General features: G+C 68.7%; 23 protein-coding genes. 10 read left to right on the forward strand and 13 right to left on the reverse strand.

The annotated features are described in order from the left end of the window. Nucleotides 1-66 precede the first annotated feature (66 nt). Complete coding sequence (gene glmM / locus NGM10_RS09745) at nucleotides 67-1,431, forward strand: phosphoglucosamine mutase (RefSeq protein ID WP_253477925.1); 1,365 nt, start codon at nucleotides 67-69, stop codon at nucleotides 1,429-1,431. Here glmM and NGM10_RS09750 read toward each other — a convergent pair. The 3 genes from NGM10_RS09750 to NGM10_RS09760 form a co-directional block, all read right to left on the reverse strand. Continuing rightward, nucleotides 1,428-2,573, reverse strand: a complete 1,146-nt coding sequence (locus tag NGM10_RS09750; protein ID WP_253477928.1) for a DUF7118 family protein — start codon at nucleotides 2,571-2,573, stop codon at nucleotides 1,428-1,430. The two genes, glmM and NGM10_RS09750, sit on opposite strands and share 4 nt — an antisense overlap. A gap of 1 nt (nucleotide 2,574) precedes the next feature. After that, nucleotides 2,575-2,988 carry a phosphoribosyl-AMP cyclohydrolase gene (gene hisI, locus NGM10_RS09755; RefSeq protein WP_253477931.1) on the reverse strand — a complete coding sequence of 138 codons (414 nt, stop codon included), beginning with the start codon at nucleotides 2,986-2,988 and terminating at the stop codon, nucleotides 2,575-2,577. Between the two features lie 106 nt (nucleotides 2,989-3,094). Further along, entirely contained in the window at nucleotides 3,095-3,712 is a 618-nt protein-coding gene (locus tag NGM10_RS09760) for an IMPACT family protein (protein WP_253477934.1), read from the reverse strand. Nucleotides 3,713-3,826: 114 nt separating this feature from the next. Between NGM10_RS09760 and NGM10_RS09765 the strand changes: the two genes are divergently transcribed. After that, complete coding sequence (locus tag NGM10_RS09765) at nucleotides 3,827-4,315, forward strand: GNAT family N-acetyltransferase (RefSeq protein WP_253477936.1); 489 nt, start codon at nucleotides 3,827-3,829, stop codon at nucleotides 4,313-4,315. On the opposite strand, the gene trpY is transcribed toward NGM10_RS09765, so the two are convergent. Beyond that, nucleotides 4,316-4,819, reverse strand: coding sequence for a TrpY family transcription regulator (gene trpY / locus NGM10_RS09770; protein ID WP_253477939.1), 504 nt, complete (start codon nucleotides 4,817-4,819; stop codon nucleotides 4,316-4,318). A gap of 200 nt (nucleotides 4,820-5,019) precedes the next feature. Between trpY and NGM10_RS09775 the strand changes: the two genes are divergently transcribed. Further along, nucleotides 5,020-5,613: a hypothetical protein gene (locus NGM10_RS09775; protein WP_253477942.1), complete on the forward strand. Its 594-nt coding sequence runs from the start codon at nucleotides 5,020-5,022 to the stop codon at nucleotides 5,611-5,613. A gap of 255 nt (nucleotides 5,614-5,868) precedes the next feature. On the opposite strand, the gene hisB is transcribed toward NGM10_RS09775, so the two are convergent. Beyond that, entirely contained in the window at nucleotides 5,869-6,456 is a 588-nt protein-coding gene (hisB, locus tag NGM10_RS09780; protein WP_253477945.1) for an imidazoleglycerol-phosphate dehydratase HisB, read from the reverse strand. Nucleotides 6,457-6,565: 109 nt separating this feature from the next. Between hisB and NGM10_RS09785 the strand changes: the two genes are divergently transcribed. Next, nucleotides 6,566-6,760 (forward strand): hypothetical protein, encoded by a 195-nt coding sequence (locus tag NGM10_RS09785; RefSeq protein ID WP_253477948.1) that lies wholly within the window; start codon nucleotides 6,566-6,568, stop codon nucleotides 6,758-6,760. Nucleotides 6,761-6,766: 6 nt separating this feature from the next. On the opposite strand, the gene hisA is transcribed toward NGM10_RS09785, so the two are convergent. Both hisA and NGM10_RS09795 read right to left on the reverse strand, forming a co-directional pair. Next, nucleotides 6,767-7,489 carry a 1-(5-phosphoribosyl)-5-[(5-phosphoribosylamino)methylideneamino]imidazole-4-carboxamide isomerase gene (gene hisA / locus NGM10_RS09790; protein WP_253477951.1) on the reverse strand — a complete coding sequence of 241 codons (723 nt, stop codon included), beginning with the start codon at nucleotides 7,487-7,489 and terminating at the stop codon, nucleotides 6,767-6,769. Nucleotides 7,490-7,582: 93 nt separating this feature from the next. Continuing rightward, nucleotides 7,583-8,383, reverse strand: coding sequence for a hypothetical protein (locus NGM10_RS09795; RefSeq protein WP_253477956.1), 801 nt, complete (start codon nucleotides 8,381-8,383; stop codon nucleotides 7,583-7,585). A gap of 161 nt (nucleotides 8,384-8,544) precedes the next feature. Here NGM10_RS09795 and serB point away from each other — a divergent pair, with 161 nt between their 5' ends. Continuing rightward, nucleotides 8,545-9,183, forward strand: coding sequence for a phosphoserine phosphatase SerB (serB, locus tag NGM10_RS09800; protein ID WP_253477960.1), 639 nt, complete (start codon nucleotides 8,545-8,547; stop codon nucleotides 9,181-9,183). A gap of 154 nt (nucleotides 9,184-9,337) precedes the next feature. On the opposite strand, the gene metX is transcribed toward serB, so the two are convergent. The 3 genes from metX to NGM10_RS09815 all read right to left on the reverse strand — a co-directional run bounded on the left by metX (nucleotide 9,338) and on the right by NGM10_RS09815 (nucleotide 12,165). Next, the gene (gene metX, locus NGM10_RS09805) at nucleotides 9,338-10,561 is read right to left on the reverse strand and encodes a homoserine O-acetyltransferase MetX (RefSeq protein ID WP_253477962.1); all 1,224 of its coding nucleotides are present in this window, start codon (nucleotides 10,559-10,561) and stop codon (nucleotides 9,338-9,340) included. Continuing rightward, nucleotides 10,558-11,895 carry an O-acetylhomoserine aminocarboxypropyltransferase/cysteine synthase family protein gene (locus NGM10_RS09810; RefSeq protein WP_253477964.1) on the reverse strand — a complete coding sequence of 446 codons (1,338 nt, stop codon included), beginning with the start codon at nucleotides 11,893-11,895 and terminating at the stop codon, nucleotides 10,558-10,560. Before NGM10_RS09810 ends, metX begins: the two co-directional genes overlap by 4 nt. Before the next feature lie 72 nt (nucleotides 11,896-11,967). Continuing rightward, nucleotides 11,968-12,165: a hypothetical protein gene (locus NGM10_RS09815; protein WP_253477966.1), complete on the reverse strand. Its 198-nt coding sequence runs from the start codon at nucleotides 12,163-12,165 to the stop codon at nucleotides 11,968-11,970. A 92-nt stretch (nucleotides 12,166-12,257) separates the two neighbouring features. On the opposite strand from NGM10_RS09815, the gene NGM10_RS09820 reads away from it, so the two are divergent. Then, the gene (locus tag NGM10_RS09820; RefSeq protein ID WP_253477968.1) at nucleotides 12,258-13,322 is read left to right on the forward strand and encodes a S66 family peptidase; all 1,065 of its coding nucleotides are present in this window, start codon (nucleotides 12,258-12,260) and stop codon (nucleotides 13,320-13,322) included. A gap of 13 nt (nucleotides 13,323-13,335) precedes the next feature. Here NGM10_RS09820 and NGM10_RS09825 read toward each other — a convergent pair whose 3' ends face one another. Then, the gene (locus NGM10_RS09825) at nucleotides 13,336-13,797 is read right to left on the reverse strand and encodes a type II toxin-antitoxin system VapC family toxin (protein WP_253477970.1); all 462 of its coding nucleotides are present in this window, start codon (nucleotides 13,795-13,797) and stop codon (nucleotides 13,336-13,338) included. Further along, nucleotides 13,790-14,089 carry an AbrB/MazE/SpoVT family DNA-binding domain-containing protein gene (locus NGM10_RS09830; RefSeq protein ID WP_253477972.1) on the reverse strand — a complete coding sequence of 100 codons (300 nt, stop codon included), beginning with the start codon at nucleotides 14,087-14,089 and terminating at the stop codon, nucleotides 13,790-13,792. The genes NGM10_RS09825 and NGM10_RS09830 overlap by 8 nt, the downstream gene beginning before the upstream one ends. Before the next feature lie 162 nt (nucleotides 14,090-14,251). Between NGM10_RS09830 and NGM10_RS09835 the strand changes: the two genes are divergently transcribed. The 3 genes from NGM10_RS09835 (at nucleotide 14,252) to NGM10_RS09845 (ending at nucleotide 16,917) form a co-directional block, all read left to right on the forward strand. Next, nucleotides 14,252-14,848: a hypothetical protein gene (locus NGM10_RS09835; protein WP_253477974.1), complete on the forward strand. Its 597-nt coding sequence runs from the start codon at nucleotides 14,252-14,254 to the stop codon at nucleotides 14,846-14,848. A gap of 76 nt (nucleotides 14,849-14,924) precedes the next feature. Continuing rightward, the gene (locus tag NGM10_RS09840) at nucleotides 14,925-16,124 is read left to right on the forward strand and encodes an MFS transporter (protein ID WP_253477977.1); all 1,200 of its coding nucleotides are present in this window, start codon (nucleotides 14,925-14,927) and stop codon (nucleotides 16,122-16,124) included. 76 nt (nucleotides 16,125-16,200) lie between these two features. Further along, nucleotides 16,201-16,917, forward strand: a complete 717-nt coding sequence (locus NGM10_RS09845; RefSeq protein ID WP_253477980.1) for a hypothetical protein — start codon at nucleotides 16,201-16,203, stop codon at nucleotides 16,915-16,917. 104 nt (nucleotides 16,918-17,021) lie between these two features. Here NGM10_RS09845 and NGM10_RS09850 read toward each other — a convergent pair whose 3' ends face one another. After that, a complete protein-coding gene (locus tag NGM10_RS09850; RefSeq protein ID WP_253477983.1) occupies nucleotides 17,022-18,209 on the reverse strand; it encodes a pyridoxal-phosphate-dependent aminotransferase family protein in 1,188 nt (395 codons plus the stop codon). Nucleotides 18,210-18,340: 131 nt separating this feature from the next. Here NGM10_RS09850 and NGM10_RS09855 point away from each other — a divergent pair, with 131 nt between their 5' ends. Next, nucleotides 18,341-18,580, forward strand: a complete 240-nt coding sequence (locus NGM10_RS09855) for a DUF8593 domain-containing protein (RefSeq protein WP_253477986.1) — start codon at nucleotides 18,341-18,343, stop codon at nucleotides 18,578-18,580. Nucleotides 18,581-18,679: the final 99 nt, after the last annotated feature.

Genomic DNA, 18,679 nt, shown 5'->3' on the forward strand with positions numbered 1-18,679 from the left:
ACGCCGAGCCGACACGACCCGCGCGTCTCCGGAATGCCTTTTGCGCCCCGGTCCACACCCTCGGACATGAAGGTATTCGGGTCCAGCGGAACCCGAGGGGTCGCGAACGAGACGCTGACCCCCCAGTTCGTACTGAAGGTCGCCAAGGCCGCGGGGACCGTCTGGCGGTCCGACCGGGTGGCGGTCGCCCGCGACACGCGGGCGACCGGCCGGATGCTCGCCGACGCCGCCGCGAGCGGACTCGCGAGCGTCGGGGCCGATATCGACCGACTCGGCGTCGTCCCCACGCCCGGCGCGCAGGCGTACGCCGAGCGCGAGTCGGTGCCGGTCGTGATGATAACCGCCTCGCACAACCCCCCGGAGTACAACGGCGTGAAGCTCGTGGGCGACGACGGCGTCGAACTCGCGGTCGAGGACTTAGAACGCATCGAGCAGAAGTTCCTCACCGAGCAGTTCGACTCGGTCCGGTGGAGCGAGACGGGCGTCAGCCGGTCAATCGAGGGGGCTCGCCGGGAGTACGTCGAGGGCCTGCTCGCGGCGGTCGACCGCGAGACGATAGCCGACGCCGACCTCACGGTCGCGCTCGACCCCGGCCACGGCGCGGGGTCGCTCACCAGCCCCGAGTTCTTCCGGAAACTGGGCTGTCGGGTCGTCACCGCCAACAGCCAGCCCGACGGCCACTTCCCCGGCCGGGACCCCGAACCGGTCCCCGAGAACCTCGGGGACCTCGGTCGCCTCGTCGAGGCGACCGACGCCGACGTGGGCATCGCCCACGACGGCGACGCCGACCGGGCCATCTTCTACGACGAGAACGGCGAGTACGTCGAGGGCGACGCCACGCTCGCGGCGCTCGCGGCCGCCGAACTCGACCCCGGCGACTCGGTCGTCTCGGCGGTCAACGTCTCCCAGCGCCTCGTCGACGTTGCCGACGACCGGGAGGCCTACCTCGAACTCACGCCCATCGGCTCGACCAACCTCATCACCCGCATCGAGGAGCTCCAGACGCAGGGCAAGTCGGTCCCGGTCGCCGGGGAGGGCAACGGCGGCATCTTCTTCCCCGACTACCTCCTCGCGCGCGACGGGGCCTACACCGCCGCGAAGTTCCTCGAACTCCTGACCGACCGGCCGGTCAGCGAGGTGGTCGCGCCCTACGACGGTTATCACAACGTCCGAATCAACATCGGATACGACGACGACCCCGAGCGCGAGGCACTGCTCGAAGCCGCCGAGCGCGAGGCCCACGACGCCGACGCCGAGGTCACGACCCTCGACGGCTACCGCCTCGACTACGGCGACGCGTGGGTGCTGGCCCGACCCAGCGGCACCGAGCCGATGGTCCGGATCTACGCCGAGGCCCGCGACATCGAGCGGGCCGAGGAACTCGCCGAGGCGATGGAGTCGGCCCTGCTGGACGCGAAGGCCGAGGTCTAACGCTCCGGATACTCCGCCAGCGCCGCGTCCAGTTTCTCCTTCCGCTCGCGCAACTCCGCCAGCTCCTCCTCGACAGCGCCGCTCTCGACCTTCCGGCGCTCGGCGTCCGACAACTGCTCGTCGGCCTCTGCGGCGGTCCGCAGGCGCTCGAAGCGCTCCTCGTCGCGGACGACCGACTGCACGTCCCGGAGGTCGGCGACGACCTCCTCGGGCGCGAACCGGGCGACGACCGACACCAGTTCCTTGACGCGCCACCGGAGGTCGGCCGCGGGTCGGGGCGGCCACTCGATACGCAGGGGGTCGGCGTCGAGGCGTTCGAGGTACGTCTCGTTGGTCGCGACCGCGCGCTTGAGCGCCGCGGGGTCGTCGACGTAGTGGTCGAGCTTCGAGTTCGAGTACCGGGCGTACTTCAGCAGGTCGGGTATCGGCTCGGTCCCGGCCTCGCGGTCGCCGACGTACCGCCGGAGGTTCTCGGGCGGGCGCTCGAACGCCACGAGCGGGTAGTCGTGGGTCGTCTCCACGAAGTCGAGGAGGTCGCGGGCGCTCGCCTCCCGGCGGAAGTCGTCGAACGCGTCGCTCACGGCGTCGTTGTACGACTCGATGGGGTCCCGGACCTCCTCGACCGGCGCGTCGAGGTCGGCGTCGCCGAGTTCGAGCAGGCGCTCGCGGTCGGCGATCTCGTTCTCGACCGCCGAGACCGCCCGCTCGACGTCGCGCCGGAGACCCCGATACTGCGAGAGCGCCTCCCGGCGGTCCTCTAGCAGGCCCGCGACCTCGGCGGCGGGTTCGAGGTCCTCGCGGGCCCCCTCGAAGTCGCGCTCGTTGAGCCGGTTCTTGTCGAACCGGTCGCCCGCCGCGTCGAAGGCGTCGTACGCGGGGAGGTCCTCGGGGAGGTCCTCGACTAACGAGGCGAACTTGCCCTTGAACTCCACGAACTTCCGGAAGTTCTCCCGGCCGGTACCGGTCGCGCGCTCCTCGTAGCGCGCCATCAGATCGGTCGCGCGGCCGTGGGCGTCGGCGACCTCCTCGACGGTCTCCTCGCCGTACTCCCCGATTCGCTCGTCTATCTCGCGGTACTCGGCGTCGGCGTCGGCGAGGTCGGCGATTACGTCGGGGGTCGACCGGGTGGCTTGCTCGCTCATCTCACTCGTACACGTCGTCGGGGTCGAACGCGCGGTCGGCGACCTCCTCGCCGTCGAGGGTCCGGTAGAAGCAGGTCTCGTAGCCGGTGTGACACGCCCCGCCCTCCTGATCGACGAGGTAGAGCAGGGAGTCGCCGTCGCAGTCGACCCGTACCTCCCGGACGCGCTGGACGTGGCCGCTCGTCGCGCCCTTCTGCCAGAGTTCCTGCCTGCTCCGGGAGTAGTAGTGGGCGAGCCCGGTCTCTCTGGTCTGCTCGACGGCTTCGGGCGTGACGTAGGCCAGCATCAGCACTTCGCCGGTGTCGGCGTCCTGTGCGACTGCGGGGATGCGGCCGGACTCGCCGAAGTCGAGGTCGACCGCGATGTCGGTGGCGTCGGCGGTCGCACCCGCCTCGGCGCTGGGGGCGTCGCTCATGGAACGTGGGTTCGGCTTTCCCGGCGATATGTCTTGTGTGTGCGAGCGTCCGGCAGGCGGGTCGCGTCGGTCCCCCGCGTTCACTCGCCGATTTCGGCCCGCACGTTCACTCGCCGATTTCGGCCCGCCCGCTGGTCGCGCTCCGGACGCGGTCGCGGAGGCCCTCGGCCTCCGCGACCGGAACCCGGACCTCGAAGGCGACGCGCTCGGCGTAGTCGGCGTCGAACTCGACCTCGGCGCTCTCCAGAATCCCACGGACCGTCCCCGAGTCGTCGTACTCGACCGCGATTCGGATGCGCTCGTGGGGTCGCTCCTCGACGAGTCCGGCGTCCTCGACCGCCTCCTTGACGGCCCGCGAGTACGAGCGCGCCAGTCCCCCCACGCCGAGGTTGGTCCCGCCGTAGTACCGGGTCACGACCGCGACGACGTTCTCGACGCCCTCCTGCTGGAGGACGTTGAGCGCGGGCTTGCCCGCCGACCCGGAGGGCTCGCCGTCGTCGTCGCCGTACTCCCGGAGGAAGTCCCCGCCCTCCGCGCGGACCCGGTAGGCGGGGACGTTGTGGGTCGCGTCGGCGTACTCCTCGCGGACCTCCGCGACGAACGCCTCGGCCGCCTCGCGGCCGTCTGCGGGACCGGCGTGGCCGATGAACTCCGACCCCCGGACCTCGAAGGCCGCCCGTCCCCGTCCGGCGACCGTCAGGTAGGGCTCCGTGTCGTCGGTCATTGCCGGGGATTCGCGGGCGACCCACGAGAGCGTTGCGTCTCCGGCGCAGCGATGCTCGGGGTTCCGGCGGCGAATCGCGGTCCTTTTTCCGCGCTCGCCCCACGATTCGCTCGAATGCCTGACCTCCGCCTGCGGCGGTACGAACCCCGCGACGGCGACCGCGTGCTGGAACTGGAGCGCGAGGCGCTGGAGTCGGTCGACGCCCGCCCGGACGACGACGATTGGACCGACGACCTCCGGGCGATTCGGGAGACGTACCTCGATTCGGCCGGGGAGTTCCTGGTTGGCGAGGTCGGCGTGGGAGACGCCGAGACCGAGGCCGAACTCGTCGCGATGGGCGGGCTCAAGCGCGTGGACGCCTCGACCGCCGAGGTGACTCGGATGCGGGTCGACCCCGGCCACCACCGCCGGGGGTTCGGCGAGGCGGTCCTGCTGGAACTGGAGGAGCGGGCCACGGACCTCGGATACGAGGTGCTCGAACTGGAGACGACCGCGCGCCAGCGCGCGGCCCAGTCCCTCTACGAGAAGCACGGCTACGAGCGAGTCGGTCGGCGGTCTCAGGGCCGGTTCGAGGTGCTGGCCTACCGCAAGCGACTCGGATAGCTACTTCAGCTCTATCTTCCGGACGAAGTCGAGGTTCTTGAGGTCGTTCAGCACGTCGCCCGGCACGTCGGCGTCGGTCACGAGGTAGAGGCGCGGTTCGTCGGTGAACTCGGGGTCCTCGCTTATCGTCTGGCGGATGGAGATGTCGTTGTCGGCGAGCAGGCCGGTCACGGTCGCGACGATGCCGGGTTCGTCGGCGTCGTTGACCTCGACGGTGAGGACGGTCAAATCGAGGACGGGCGCGAGGTCCATCAGGCTCGGGATCGACGAGATGTTCTGGAAGATTCGCCGGAGCTCCTCGTCTGCGAGGATGGCGTCGGTCGTGGAATCGACGACCCGGCGGTCCACGTCTATCTCGCGGGCGATCTGGGTGTTCGGAATCTCGATTGACCCCGAGACCACCCGCCCCCCGTCGTTGACCGAGAAGCCGCGTTCGAGGAGGAGCCGGATGACCGCCTGCTGGGAGGGGCTCCCCTCGAACTTCCGCATTATCTCGTCGAACATCTCTTGGGTGGTATTGTGCGAGGTGGGGCTTAGTGGTGTTGTTGTGGCGCTCGGAGCTCGATTCGATAGCCGTCCTCCCACAGACGAACGTTTAAAACGTAGAACGAAGGAGCGACGACCACGAGGTGTAATCGAATGAACGGGTACCTACTGAGTTCGAGTTCGGATTACGACCGTCGAAAAGCTTCACGATTTCAGATATGACCGAAAATCGGGCGAACGACTCCCCACGAGACAACTCGGCTTGGAACCGAGACCGATTTTCGGCGTGGGATTCCGACGAACGTGCGCTTCGTGCGGCCCGAACCGAAGCCCGGGAATCACTGGAGGAGACCATCGATTCCATCCATCGAATCGACGAATCCGCGATGACGGCTCTTCGAATCGACTTGTTGATTGCCGGTCTCTCTTTGACCGCCGCTTCCTCGTTCCAATATACGTGGCAGCTCATCAACGAACTCACCGTGCTCGGTTTCGTCGGAGTGTCCCTCTCTGCGGTGGTTGCCGTCGTGACGACTCTCGGGTCCAAGTACCCGACGGGTGTGAGCGCGGAATACATCGACGAGTTTCAACGTTCCTCGTGGTCGGAACGCGAGTGGAACGAGTGGATGGTACGCGAATATTGCCTCTGGCTATCGGAAGCGAACGAGATGGTCGAAGGTGAGGCGCGAGGGCTATTCTACACCCAGACCTTGCTCGGGGCTGGGCTACTGCTGTTGATCGGAGGAATCGTCTTTGGGACCGCGGGCGTCGTCGAACCGATACCGATGCTCGAACCCATCCCGGATACGTAGCTTTCCCGGACTGGTTTTAAATACGAAGCCGAACATACGGTACCTATGGGGAAATCACCGAAGACCGGTCGAGAGGTGGAACCACAGCGTGCCCGTAAGGGACCGAAGATTTTCGCTCGCATCGTCCGGTCGTTCGCGAAAGACGACGATTGACCGTCGGTGCCGCCACTACGCCGTCCGTTCGCCTCGTATCTGGGCTGTTTCCCCCGTTCCGCGAGCAATCCCGTTCGGAATCCGGCGACTCCGCTCGCGGTTCTAGAGTTGACCCTTCGTGCTCGCCACGTCGCTCCGACGCTCGTCGATCCGAGTAGCGTCGTCGAGCGCCCGCGCGACCCCCTTGAACAGCGCCTCTATCTCGTGGTGGGCGTTCTCGCCCTCGACCGCGAGGTGGAGGGTCAGGCCCGCGTTCGTCGCCAGCGACCGGAAGAAGTGCTTCGCCATGTGGCTGGTCATCTCCCCGACTGAATCCTGCGAGAACTCCCCCTCGAACGCGAAGAGGGGGCGGCCGCTCACGTCGACGACGACGCTCGCGACCGCCTCGTCGAGCGGCACTCGCCGGTCGGCGAAGCGCTCGATACCCCGCTTTTCGCCCAGCGCGTCCTCGAACGCCCGGCCGAGCGCGATGGCGACGTCCTCGACGGTGTGGTGGTCGTCGATCTCGAGGTCGCCGTCACACCGCACCGTGAGGTCGAACAGCCCGTGCTTGGCGAAGCTTTCGAGCATGTGGTCGAAGAAGCCCACGCCCGTCTCGACGGTCGAATCGCCGTCGCCGTCCACGTCGAGGGTCACCTCGATGTCGGTTTCGGCCGTCTCGCGGGTCACCGCGGCGGTTCGGTCGCTCATGTCCGAGAGTTCGTCCGGAGGTACAAGGTCGTTGTCCTCCGCCCCGACGTTGATGACGAGCGTCTGACACAGGTTTTTGTATCCCCCGTTCGTAGCTTCTAGCGAGAGCATGAGAAAGAGTGATGTGCTGGGTGCGTCCGCGGTGCTGACGGGAGGACTGCTCGCGCTACCGGGAGAGAGCGTCGTCGCCGCGCCGCTGGTGGCGGCCGCGGCCGTCTGGATGCGGCCGGAGACGCGACCGGACCGCGAGACCGTGACCGAGCGGTTCGGCGCGCTCCGGCGTCTCCGGGCGCGCGGTCGGTGAACCGCCTCAGATCGACTTCGCTTCTTCGAGCGTGAACTCTCCCTCGTAGAGCGCGGTCCCGACGACGACCGCGGCCGCGCCCGCCTCGCGGAGCGCGCGCACGTCGTCCAGCGTCGCGACCCCGCCCGAGGCGACGACCGGGATGTCGACCGCCTCGACCACCGCGCTGACGCGGTCGGTCTGGACGCCAGCGAGTCGACCCTCCACGTCCACGTCGGTGAACAGTATCGCGCCCGCGCCCAACTCCTCGTAGCGCGCCGCGGCCTCGGCGGGGTCGAGGCCGGTCCCCTCGGTCCACCCAGAGACGACGACCTCGCCGCCCTTGGCGTCGAGGCTGACCGTCACCGACCCCGGATACTCCGCGCTGATTTCGGCCACGATGTCGGGGTTCTCGACCGCGGCGGTCCCGAGGATGACGCGGTCGACCCCGCGCGAGAGGAGGCCGACGGCGTCGTCGGCGGTCCGGATGCCCCCGCCCAACTGCACGTCCACGTCGACCGCCGTCAGAATCGCTTCGACTGCGTCGGCGTTCGCGCGCTCGCCCTCGAACGCGCCGTCTAAGTCCACGAGGTGGAGCGTCTCCGCACCCGCCTCGACCCACTCCTCGGCGGCTGAGACGGGGTCGCCGTAGGTCTTCTCGGTGCCGCGCTCGCCCTGGACGAGCTGGACGACCTCGCCGTCCTGCATGTCGACCGCGGGAATCACCTCGAACTCGGGGAAGGGTGCCATGGGAGTCGGTAGGTGGAGTGGCGGTCTAAATCCCTCGGGTTCGCGGTCGCGTTCGTCGGACTCGTTTCGTTCGCTTTCGAGGGCGACGAGCGTCTACTCGTCGGAGTACCGGTCGGGAAGACTCGCACGAATCGACTCGAAGAGCGCCGTCTCTAATCCGGTGTCGCGGTAACCCGCCGCGAGATTGACGTCTACCGCCCAGAACCGGTCCTCGTGGTCTCTGATGAAGTCGACCCCAACGCCCCGGAGGTCGAGCCGTTCGACGAGGCGGCGCAGACGGGACGCAAGCGCCGGTCTGGTCCGCGCCCGGCCGAGGAAGCGTTTGGGTCCGTAGAGTTTCGAAGTGACGCGCCTGCCCGCCGTCCACGTCCGTTCGCCGTCGCTGACGGCGTAGTACTTGTAATCGACTGGCTCCGTCGGAATCAGCTCCTGGTAGAAGTCCCCCTCACCGTTCAGTTCGGGCGCTCCGTCCCAGACGTGCCAATCCTTCGCCACGTACTCGCCGTCGGGCTTCTCGAAGGTCACCGGGGGAGTGCGAAATCCCACCGCTTCGAGCGCGTTCAGTCCGACCAGCCGCGAACTCAGTGCGACCGTCGCGGTGACGTTGTTCCACACGGCGGTTTCCGTTCGCCGAGCGTATCTGAGGGCGGGGAGCGTGACCGGGAACACTTGCTTGTTGACGATCAGCGAGAGGTCGTCGACGCGGCTCGACGGGAGTTCGGATCGAGGATCGAGGAACCGAACCCTATTGCCCGCGTTCCGAAGGCGCTCGGCGACGGTCGAGAATACCGGCTGCTCGTCATCGACGAGGATACCGATGCAGTCGTACCCGTTCGTACTCATCTGATGCGTACTAGTCAGGAAGGCGCGGGATAAGCGCTTGGCCGCCTGCATCGAAGGACTCGACGGAGTTCACGGTCACTCGTCACGTTCGACTCCGAGGCCGTCCCGGGCACGTTGGGCCATCGTTCAGCTACGTCGGTGTCGAGTCGCTCACGTTCGCCCAATCTGCGCCTTCCGGTCGTTTCAAGCCCCCGGCCCTCGAATCTCCGGCCATGACGCTGGTCGCGTTCGACTTCGACGGCACGCTCTCGGACTCGGAGATGACGGTCCTGCTCGGCGAGCGGATGGGGGTCGCCGACGAGATGGCCGACATAACGGCGCGAGCGATGAACGACGAGATCAGCTACGCGCGGAGCCTCCGCGACCGCGCTGGCCTGCTGGAGGGCCTCCCGGTCGAAGACGCCGAGGCCGCCTTCGACGAGGTGGTCCTCCGACCCGACGCGGCGACGGTCATCCGGGAGCTGAACGAGGCGGGCGTGACCACCGCGATTCTGACCGGCGGGTTCGAGCGCGGGGTCGAGCGCGCGCTGGAGAAGGAGGGCGTCTCGGTCGACGCGGTCGTCGCCAACCGCCTCCCGGTCGCCGACGGCGAACTGACCGGCGAGGTCGAGGGGCCGCTAATCGAGGGGACCAAGGACGATGCGCTCGAACGCCTCGCGGCCGAGTACGAGATACCCATCAGTCGGACCGTCGCGGTCGGCGACGGCGCGAACGACCTCCCGATGCTCGAAGTCGCGGGTCTCTCGGTCGGGTTCGTCCCCAAGCCCGCGGTCCGCCCGGCCTGCGACGTGGTGGTCGCCACGATGGAGCGCCTCCGCGAGGTGCTCGACGACGAGGGGCTGTTCGACTGACCCGGAGTCCGGACGCCGCGACCGGGTGCGAGGACCGACCGTCGGCTCGCCGACGGTCGGTCCTCGATAGTGTTGCGACACTCGCCACGAGAGTTCAGACGCAGGTACTCCCCCGTTTCGGGTCGAACGCCGGTCGATTCGGGGAGTCGCCCCGTCAGTCCCCGAACAGGCTGGCGTGGACCGGCGCGAACTCCCGGTCCTCGTCGGAGTCGCTCACCGCCCGGCCCTCGACGCCCGCCGCGAGGAAGTCCCGGACGGGCGGCCCCACCTTCTCGGGTTCGACGAGGAAGGCGTCGTGGCCGTGGTCGCTCTCGACGACGTGGTTCGCCACGTCGGCGCCCGCGGCCTCGAACGCGGCCGCAAGGCGGTCGGCCTGCTCGACCGTGAAGTGCCAGTCGCCGGTGAAGCTGACCACGAGCGCCTCGCCCGAAAAGCCAGCGAGCGCGTCGGCGTCCGAGTCGTAGCCCGACGCGAGGTCGTAGTCGTCCATCGCCCGACTCAGGTAGAGGTAGCTGTTGGCGTCGAAGCGCTCGACGAAGCGCTCGGCCTGATAGTCGAGGTACGACTCGACCTCCCGGTAGGGGAAGTACTCGCCTGCGGGGTCGGCGGGAGCGAAGCCCTCCGAGGCGACCCGGCCCGCCGACCGCCTGCCGAACTTCCGGCCCATCGAGTCCTTCGAGAGGTACGAGACGTGGCCGAGCTGTCGGGCGATTGCGAGCCCCTGCTCGGGGTCGGGGCCCTCCCCGTAGTAGTCCCCTCCGTTCCAATTCGGGTCGCTCGTGATGGCCCGGCGCGCGACCGCCCGCATCGCGAGCATCTGGGGGTCGAGGCGGGCCGCGGTCGCGACCGCCAGCACCCGAGCGACGCGCTCGGGGTAGCGCTTGGCCCAGTCGAGGGCGTTCATCCCGCCGACGCTCCCGCCCACGACGGCCCGGAGCGGGCCGACTCCGAGGTGGTCGAGCAGGCGGGCCTGTGCCCGGGTCCAGTCGGCCACGGTCACGGGCGGGAAGTCCGGGCCGTAGGGGTCGCCGGTCTCCGGATTCTCGCTCGCCGGGCCGGTCGTGCCGTAGCACGACCCCGGAACGTTCGCGCAGACCACGAAGTACTCGCGGGTGTCGATGGCCTTGCCCGGGCCGACCACGTCGCTCCACCACGCCGCCGACTGGCCGTCGGTTCCGGCCGCGTCCTCGCTGCCGGTGTCGCTCGCGCTCCGCCCGGTTCCGGCGACGTGCTGACTGCCGGTGAGCGCGTGACACACCAGCACCGCGTTGTCCCCGCGGTACTCGCCGTAGGTCTCGTAGGCGACGTCGAGGGGGACGGTCCGCCCGCACTCGAACTCGAAGTCACCGAGGTCGGCGGTGTCGCGGGTGCGGTTCATGGCTCGTTCCCCGCCGCCTCGATGGCGCGCTCGAAGTCGGCGAGCAGGTCGGCCGGGTCCTCGATTCCCACCGAGAGGCGCACGAGGTCGGGCGAGACGCCCGCGGCGCGCTGTTCGTCGGGCGACAGTTGGGCGTGGGTCGTGCTCGCGGGGTGGATGACGAGGGTCTTCGCGTCGCCGATGTTGGCGAGGAAACTGGCGAGTTCGACGCGCTCGCAGAACCGCTTGCCCGCCTCGAATCCTCCTTCCAGTCCGAAGGCGACCATCCCGCCGTACCCGCCCGCCAGATACTCGCTGGCGTTCTCGTGGGTCCGGTGGCTCTCCAGTCCGGGGTAGGCGACCCACGCCACGTCGTCGCGGTCGGCGAGGTACTCCGCGACGATGGCGGCGTTCTCGCAGTGGCGCTCCATCCGGAGGGGGAACGACTCCAGACCCTGCAGGGTCTGCCACGCGTCGAAGGGCGACTGCTGATTGCCGAGGCTCCGGAGCGCGCGGAACCGGGCCGCGGTCGCGAGGGGGGCGTCGGGGAAGTCCCGCGAGAAGTCGGTGTCGTGGTAGGCGGGGTTGTCGCCCGCGAGTTCGGGGTAGTCGTCCTCGCGGGCCTCCCAGTCGAAGCTCCCGCCGTCGACGAGGACGCCCCCGACCGTGGTGCCGCTCCCGTGGAGCCACTTGGTCGTGGAGTGCCAGACCGCGTCGGCACCGTGGTCGAGGGGAGTACAGAGGTACGGCGTCGCGAAGGTGTTGTCGACCACGAGGGGCGCGCCCGCGTCGTGGGCGATTCCCGCGACGCGCTCGAAGTCGGGCGTGACGAGCGAGGGGTTCCCGACGGTCTCGACGTGGACGTAGGCGGTGTCCGAATCGACGGCCTCCTCGTAGGCGTCGTAGTCGAGCGTCTCCACGAACCGGGCCTCGATTCCGCGCTTGCTGGCGGTGTGGCGGAGGTACGCCGTCGTCCCGCCGTAGGTGTCGGTCGAGCAGACCACGTTGTCGCCCGACTCGGCGAGCACGAGCGTCAGCGAGTCGAGCGCGGCCATCCCGCTCGCGGTGGCAACCGCGCCCGTCCCGCCTTCGAGGCTGGCGAGTCGGTCTTCGAGCGCGCGGGTCGTCGGGTTCGAGATGCGCGAGTAGACGTCGCCCTCGGCGTCGAGCGCGTAGAGGTCGGCGGCGCGGTCGGCGTCCTCGAACTCGTAGGAGGTGGTCTGGTAGATGGGCGGCGCGCGCGCCCCCGTCGCCGGGTCGGCCCCGTGGCCCGCGTGGAGGCTCCGGGTGTCGAACTCGCGCTCGGCGTCGCGAGAACGCGACGCCGAGCGCGGCTGGTCGTCCTCTGCGGTCATGTGCTATACGCATATTCTCGAAGGAAGTTATAACCGGGAGTTACGGCAAGGGTTGCTGAGCGTGCGAGTTTGTCACACGCTATCGCCGAGCAGGAGACCGACGACCGACCGGCCCCAGAGGAGCCAGAATCCAGCGATAGCGACGATGAGAAGCCCGAGTCCGAACGCCGAGAAACTCACGTCGAACAGCTCCAGCAGTTCGACGCCGAGGAGGGCGGCCAGCAGGATGGTGATGCGGTCGAGGCGGGCGAGGAGGTCGGGGTCGGCCATGCGCGAGACGTTCGAAGCCGGGAGCTTTCAGTCCTTGCGATTTTCCGACACACCACCGAAACCCATACGGAGGCCGACACGCAACTCCGACCATGAGCGAGTTCGTCGTCCCGCCCGCGCTCGACCCCGGCGACAGGGTCGCCGTGGTCGCGCCCGGTTCGAACCGAGCGACCCAGTATCCCCACGTCTACGAACTCGGCCTCGAACGCCTCCGGGAGGTGTTCGACCTCGAACCGGTCGAGTACCCGACCGCGACGAGGGACAGCGAGTACCTCTACGACCACCCCGCCGAGCGCGCACGGGACGTGATGGACGCGTTCGCCGACCCCGAGATTCGGGGCGTCGTCGCGGTCATCGGCGGGTTCGACCAGATTCGCATCCTCCGACACCTCGACCCCGAGGTGCTGGCCGAGAACCCCACCCGGTTCTACGGCATCAGCGACAACACCAACCTCGCGCTGTACCTCTGGAACCTCGGCGTCGTCTCGTTCTACGGCGGGACCCTGCTGACTGACCTCGCGATGCAGGGCGAGATGCACGACTACACCGTCGAGTCGCTCGAAACCGCGTTCTTCGCCGACGACCTCGACGCCTTCGGCGAACTCCGGCCCGCCGAGCGGTTCACCGACCACGACCTCGACTGGGCCGACCCCGACAATCTGGACGAGTACCGCGAGATGGAACCGAACCCGGGCCGGACGTGGCGCGGGGCCGACCGCCGCGTCTCGGGCCGGACGTGGGGCGGGTGTCTCTCCATCGTGGACCAGCAGCTCCGGACCGACCGCTACCTCCCCGCGCCCGAGGATTTGGACGGTCGCATCCTCCTGCTCGAAACCAGCGAGGAGCTCCCCGACGCGAGCTACGTCCGCCAGTTCCTCATCGGGATGGGCGAGCGCGGCCTGCTCGAACGCTTCGACGGCGTCCTCGTGGGTCGCGCGAAGGCGCGCAACCTCTTCGAGGACCCCGGCCCGGAGGCCCGCGCGGAGTTCCGCGAGCGCCAGCGCGAGGCCGTCGCGGAGGTCCTCGCGGAGTACAACCCCGACGCGCCGGTCGTCTTCGATCTGGAGTTCGGCCACACCGCGCCCGCCGCCGCGATTCCGGTCGGCGGCCGGGTCGAACTCGACCCCGCGAGCGAGACCGTGGCGTTCGGACGATAGGACGCCCTCGGATTCAGTAGTCGAGGTAGTCGTTCAGTTCGGCGAACTCCTCGGGTGAGAGGACGACCTCGGTCGAAACCCCGTCGATGCGTCGGAAGTCGTCGTCGAGAGTGAGTATCGTCTCGACGCCCTCCTCGACCGCGACCCGAGCGTAGTAGCCGTCCCACCCCTCGACGTTCTCCCTCCCGGCACACTCGAACCCCGCGCGAACGGTGGACTCGTCGATCTCGTCGTACCAGTGGACTCGGTTCGCGTCCATGAACCGCCGCATGAGTCCCGACGCCTCCGCGTTCGAGAAGCCGTAGACACCGGTGAGGACGTGATGTGCGCCGACGAGAGAGGCGTACGGGACCACGGCGTCGATTTCGCCGGAAATCGCGCGTCTGACGTACGAGAGGGGGGTGTCGCTCACGGGCGTCCCGGCGTGTGCCAGCGCAGTGACCCCGACGTCGAAGAGATAGGGTCCGTCACTCATCGGTGGCGTCGCCGCGGTCGTTGCGCGCGTCGCTTGCCCCGCGCCGGATGGTCTCGACGTGATTGCGCGCGTCGGGGTCGAGTTCGTCGCCGGGCGTCGGCTCTCGCTCCGCCGTCGCGTCCTCGATTCGCCGTTCGAGGTCCTCGATGATGTCCTCGGGACGTTCCTCGGGTTCGACGACCGCGCGACCGTCCTCCTCGCGAACGTCTACCGCCGTTCCGGCGTCGAGACCGAGCCGTTCTCGAACGTCCTGTGGCAGGACGATACGTCCCTTCGAATCCACCACGACCATATTCCCACTACCGGTGGGAATCATTTAAGTGTTTCGCGGGCACTGCCTCCGCGAGCGAGACCGTGGCGTTCCGGTAGGACCGGGGATTCGACCGCCAGCGTCGACCGGAGGGGTCAAGTGCGAGCGATTCGACCCTCGAAACCACGCGAGGTCCGAACCAACATGCCCGAGACCAGCGGTTCCGAACCGGCGGCGTCGGACACCGACGCCGCCGGAGAGTTCTCGATGACCGAGGGATTTCACCCCTTCCGCGGTCGGAGTCGACGCTCGCAGGCCGCGGTCCTCCTCGGCGGATTCCTCGTCTGGTTCGTCGCGTACGCGGCGTCGGTGACGACCCTCGGCGGGGCGGCCGCCGCGACCGCGGCGGCCGCCGACGCCGTGGTCGCCCGGCGGAACGCGGCGGCGCTCGCGAGCGCCGCGACCGGCCTGTACTTCGGCGCGCTCTGGACGCGGGCGCACGGCGGCCCCCTGCTCAACGTCGTCTACGTCCTCGGCGTGCAGGTGTTCGTCCCGGGCCGGGCGTACGCCCTCGGCGGGACGCCGCCCGAACACGTCCTCTCGGCGGCCGACTCGTCGTTCGTCCTGCTCCTCGCCGACCCGGCGTGGATTCTGCATCGCGCGGTGACGATACTCCCCGGATTCGCGGTCTTCGCCCTCGTGCTGGCGGTCTGGGGGGCGACGCTGAGCCCGGACGAGCAGGACGCCTTCGTGGAGTCCCACCTCCCGGAGGCGTGGCTCGACCTCCGGGAGACCGAGTAGTCCGACGCCGAGGCGGGCGCGACCGTCGACTCCGAAACAGGACCTATAACATCGAGCGGGCCCAACCGCCGCATCCGTGAGTCCCACTCGACGCGACCGGTCGGTGCTCGCCAGCGTGGTGTTCGCCGTCCTGCTCGCGCAGGTCCTGCTGTACCCCGGCGTCCCGGACCTCGTCGCGGCGGTCGGCGCGACCACGGCGCTCGACGCGAGCATGTGGTTCCTCGTCGCGGAGTTCGCGGCGTTCGTGGTCTGCGCGGGCCTCTGGGGCGCGGCCAGCGACACCGCCGGGCGGCGCGTTCCCTTCATCGTCGCGGGCGCGCTCGGCGGTGCCGTCGGCTACTTCGCGCTGGCGGTCCTCCCCGCCGCGCTGTCGCTGTCGTTCGCCGAGGTCCTCGTGGTCCGGGCCCTCCAAGGCGCGACCACCATCGGCGCGTTCTCGCTCGCGATGACGATGCTGATGGACCTCGGCGGCGGCCACGGCAGGAACATGGGCGCGGCGGGCATCGCCATCGGTCTCGGCACCGCCATCGGCGCGCCGTTGGGCGGCCAGCTCTACGGGTTCGGCCCGTTCGTCCCCCTCTACGCGGCGGGCGTCCTGCTGGTCTGTGCCGGAGGACTCGCGCTGTTCATCCCCGACCGCGCGCCCGGAGAGCGACGGAGCGGTCGCCTCTCGCGGGCGCTCGCGACCCTCTCCGAGCGCCCCTCGCTCGGACTCCCCTACGTCTTCGGGTTCATCGACCGACTCACCGCGGGCTTCTTCGCTCTCGTCGGCACCGTCTACTTCCGGGAGGCGTTCGGCCTCGACGCCGCGGCGACCGGCGTGATGCTCGGCCTGTTCTTCGCGCCGTTCGCGCTCCTCCAGTACCCCTTCGGGGTCCTGTCGGACCGCGTCGGGCGCGCGGTCCCCATCGCGGTCGGGTCGGCGCTCTACGGCCTCGCGGTGGTCGGCGTCGGCCTCTCGCCCACCGTCGAAATCGCGGGCGTCGCGATGGTCGCCGTGGGCGTCATCGGCGCGCTGATGGCCCCCGCGACGATGGCGCTGGTCTCGGACCTCGCCGACGATTCGGCCCGCGGGACCGCGATGGCGGGGTTCAACGTCTTCGGGAGTCTGGGCTTCCTCGTCGGGATGCTCGTCGGCGGGACGGTCGCCGACGAATTCGGCTTCCTCGCGGCGTTCGTCGTCGCGGGTGCGCTGGAGACGGGACTGGCGCTGGTCTCGCTCCCGCTGTTCTTCCGGTTCGACTTCGAGGACAGGCGGGCGGTGTTCGGGCGGTAGGCGTTCGAAGGAGGCCGTGACAGCCGATTGTGAGATAAACCGTCACGGCTATTTATGTCTCGGAACACCGAGGTGTATGGCTATCGAGGCGTTCCGATACTACACCGACTGGCACGATTGGATGAACCGGAACCGATATGCCGAGCCCGCCGACCCCTGGAACCTGATTCACGTCGACCCCGATGCTCTCACCGAATACATGACCGTCTCGCTCAAGTGGGGTCTCGGGAGGGTCCGTGGCGGTCGCTGGGACCGGACTGGACGCGAGGTGCTCGCAGAGACGAAGTTGTATTCGGGTCTCGAAGATCGCTACGCCGACGGCGAGCCGTGGGAAGAGACGGCGTACTACGAGTGGGGACAGGAGAAACTCGACGGCGCGGAGTCGTTCCGCGGCTGTGCGGACATCGAGGAGTTCGTGGACCGACGCTGTGCCGCCCTCGACGAACTGGTGGCGGACCTGAGGACGGAGGGCTACCGCTCGAATTATGGACGCCTCTACGACTCGCCCTCCGAACTCGACTATATCACGCAGATGGAACCAATCGCGCTCGTCGACCGCAACGGCGACTTGTTACTCACGGAGGGGTATCACCGCGTCATCCTCGGCCAGTTGCTCGGCGTCGAGTCGATTCCCGTCCACGTCCTCCGCCGACACGAGCAGTGGCAGCGGGTCAGAGATGCAGTCCACGACGACGGCGTTGTCACGACCGACGGCGTGACTCGCTCCCATCCGGACCTGCAGGATGTCCATCCGTCGGCCGACGGAACGCCTCCGACACGGATCGACGCCTGAATCCTGTGCCGACACGCTCCCCACACGCCATCGATAGCTCACGGGAGTACTCACTTTCGGTTCGCACTACGTACGTCCCGAATCCGTCTTCGACGTAGCGATGGTTACCGCAGTTCCTCGCGGGCCGCCTCGATACCCGCCTCGCGGTCCACGTCGGCGCCGACCTCCTCGAAGGCCTCGCCGACCGTGCGAACGCCCCGGAGAATCTGCTCGGCCGAGAGGCCGCCCATGTTGCTGACCCGGAATATCTCGCCGCCGAGGTGGGCCTGCCCGCCCGAAATTGAGACGCCCCGGTCCTCGACCGCGTCGAAGAAGGCGTCGGACTCGCCGCGCACGTCGGTGGGGAGCGCCACCGCGGTCAAGGTGTTCGAGTACTCGGAGGCGTCGTTGCGCTCGGCGAACAGGTCGAGGCCCATCGCGGAAAAGCCCTCGCGGAACGCCCGCGACTGGCGGCGGTGGCGCTCGATGCGGGTGGGCATGCCCTCCTCGTGGATATCCTCGACTGCGACCGCGAGGCCCCGGAAGAGGGGGACCGCGCTCGTGAAGGGGGTCTGGTGGGACTCGGCCTTCCGGAGGTGCCAGTCCAAGTCCTCGTAGAAGGGCGCGGCGTCGCCGTCGAACTGCTCCTGAGCGCGCTCGGTGGCGTACATCGCGGAGGTGCCCGGCGGCGCGGCCAGACACTTCTGGGCGTCGGTGACCGCCACGTCGACGTTCCAGTCGTCGATGCGGAACTCGTCGCCGCCGATGGAGGTCACGCCGTCCACGACGAACGTGGCGTCGTGCTCTTCGGCTATCTCGCCGACTTCCTCGACCGGGTTCAGCAGGCCCGTGGAGGTCTCGTTGTGGACCATCGTCACCACGTCGGTGTCGTCGTCGACGGCCTCGGCGACCGCGTCGAGGTCGAGCGACTGGCCCCACTTGGCCTCTACGGCGTCGACCGAGGCGTAGCGGTCGGCGATTCGCTTGAATCGCCGACCGAACTTCCCGTTGACGAGCGCGACGACGTTCCCGCCGTCGCCCCGACCGCCGAGACACCCCACCAGGTTGGCGACCGCGGCCTCCATCGCCATCGTCGCGGTCCCGTTGAAGACGAGGCTGGTGCCGTCGCTTGCGGTCGAGGAGCCGTCGAGCGTGGATTGGGTGAACACGTAGTCGAGCGCGGTCTGGGCCCGCTCGTAGACCGATTCGAACTCCGCGGAGCGGTGCGAGACCATGGGTTCGCTCATCGCCTCGCGCACCTCTCGGGTCACGGGAACCGGGCCGGGGTTCAGGAGGAGGAAGTCCTCGCGCATGACTCTCACGACGACGGCCGTCGGCTTAAAGTCGGGGTTGGTCGCAAATGCCGCCTCCGCCGTCGAGACGTACTCGCGAACTGATAAACGGCCACAGCAGTCTTGGGCGTGACCGGCGTACGTCCAGTGCGATGACAGCCAACTTCACAGAGAACGACGAGGGCAAACCCGTCGTGATGGGGGACGAGAAAGTCGGCATGATCAAGCGCGTCGAACACGGCACCGCGCACGTCGACCCCGACCCGGGAATCACGGACAAGATCAAGTCCACGCTCGACTGGGGCGACCACGACGAGGACACCTACCCACTGGAGGAAGGGCGGGTCGAGACCATCACCGACGACGAGGTCCGACTGCAGAGTCGGATGTAGCAGTCTGGACACGGACGCCGGGATTGCCGGTATTTAAATCTTTTTAACGGAGCGGCATATCGCCGCCGTGCGGCGGCGAAACCCGATGATAATGCCGTT

It is taken from the genome of Halorussus salilacus, from assembly GCF_024138125.1.
Taxonomy (GTDB): Archaea; Halobacteriota; Halobacteria; order Halobacteriales; family Haladaptataceae; genus Halorussus; species Halorussus salilacus.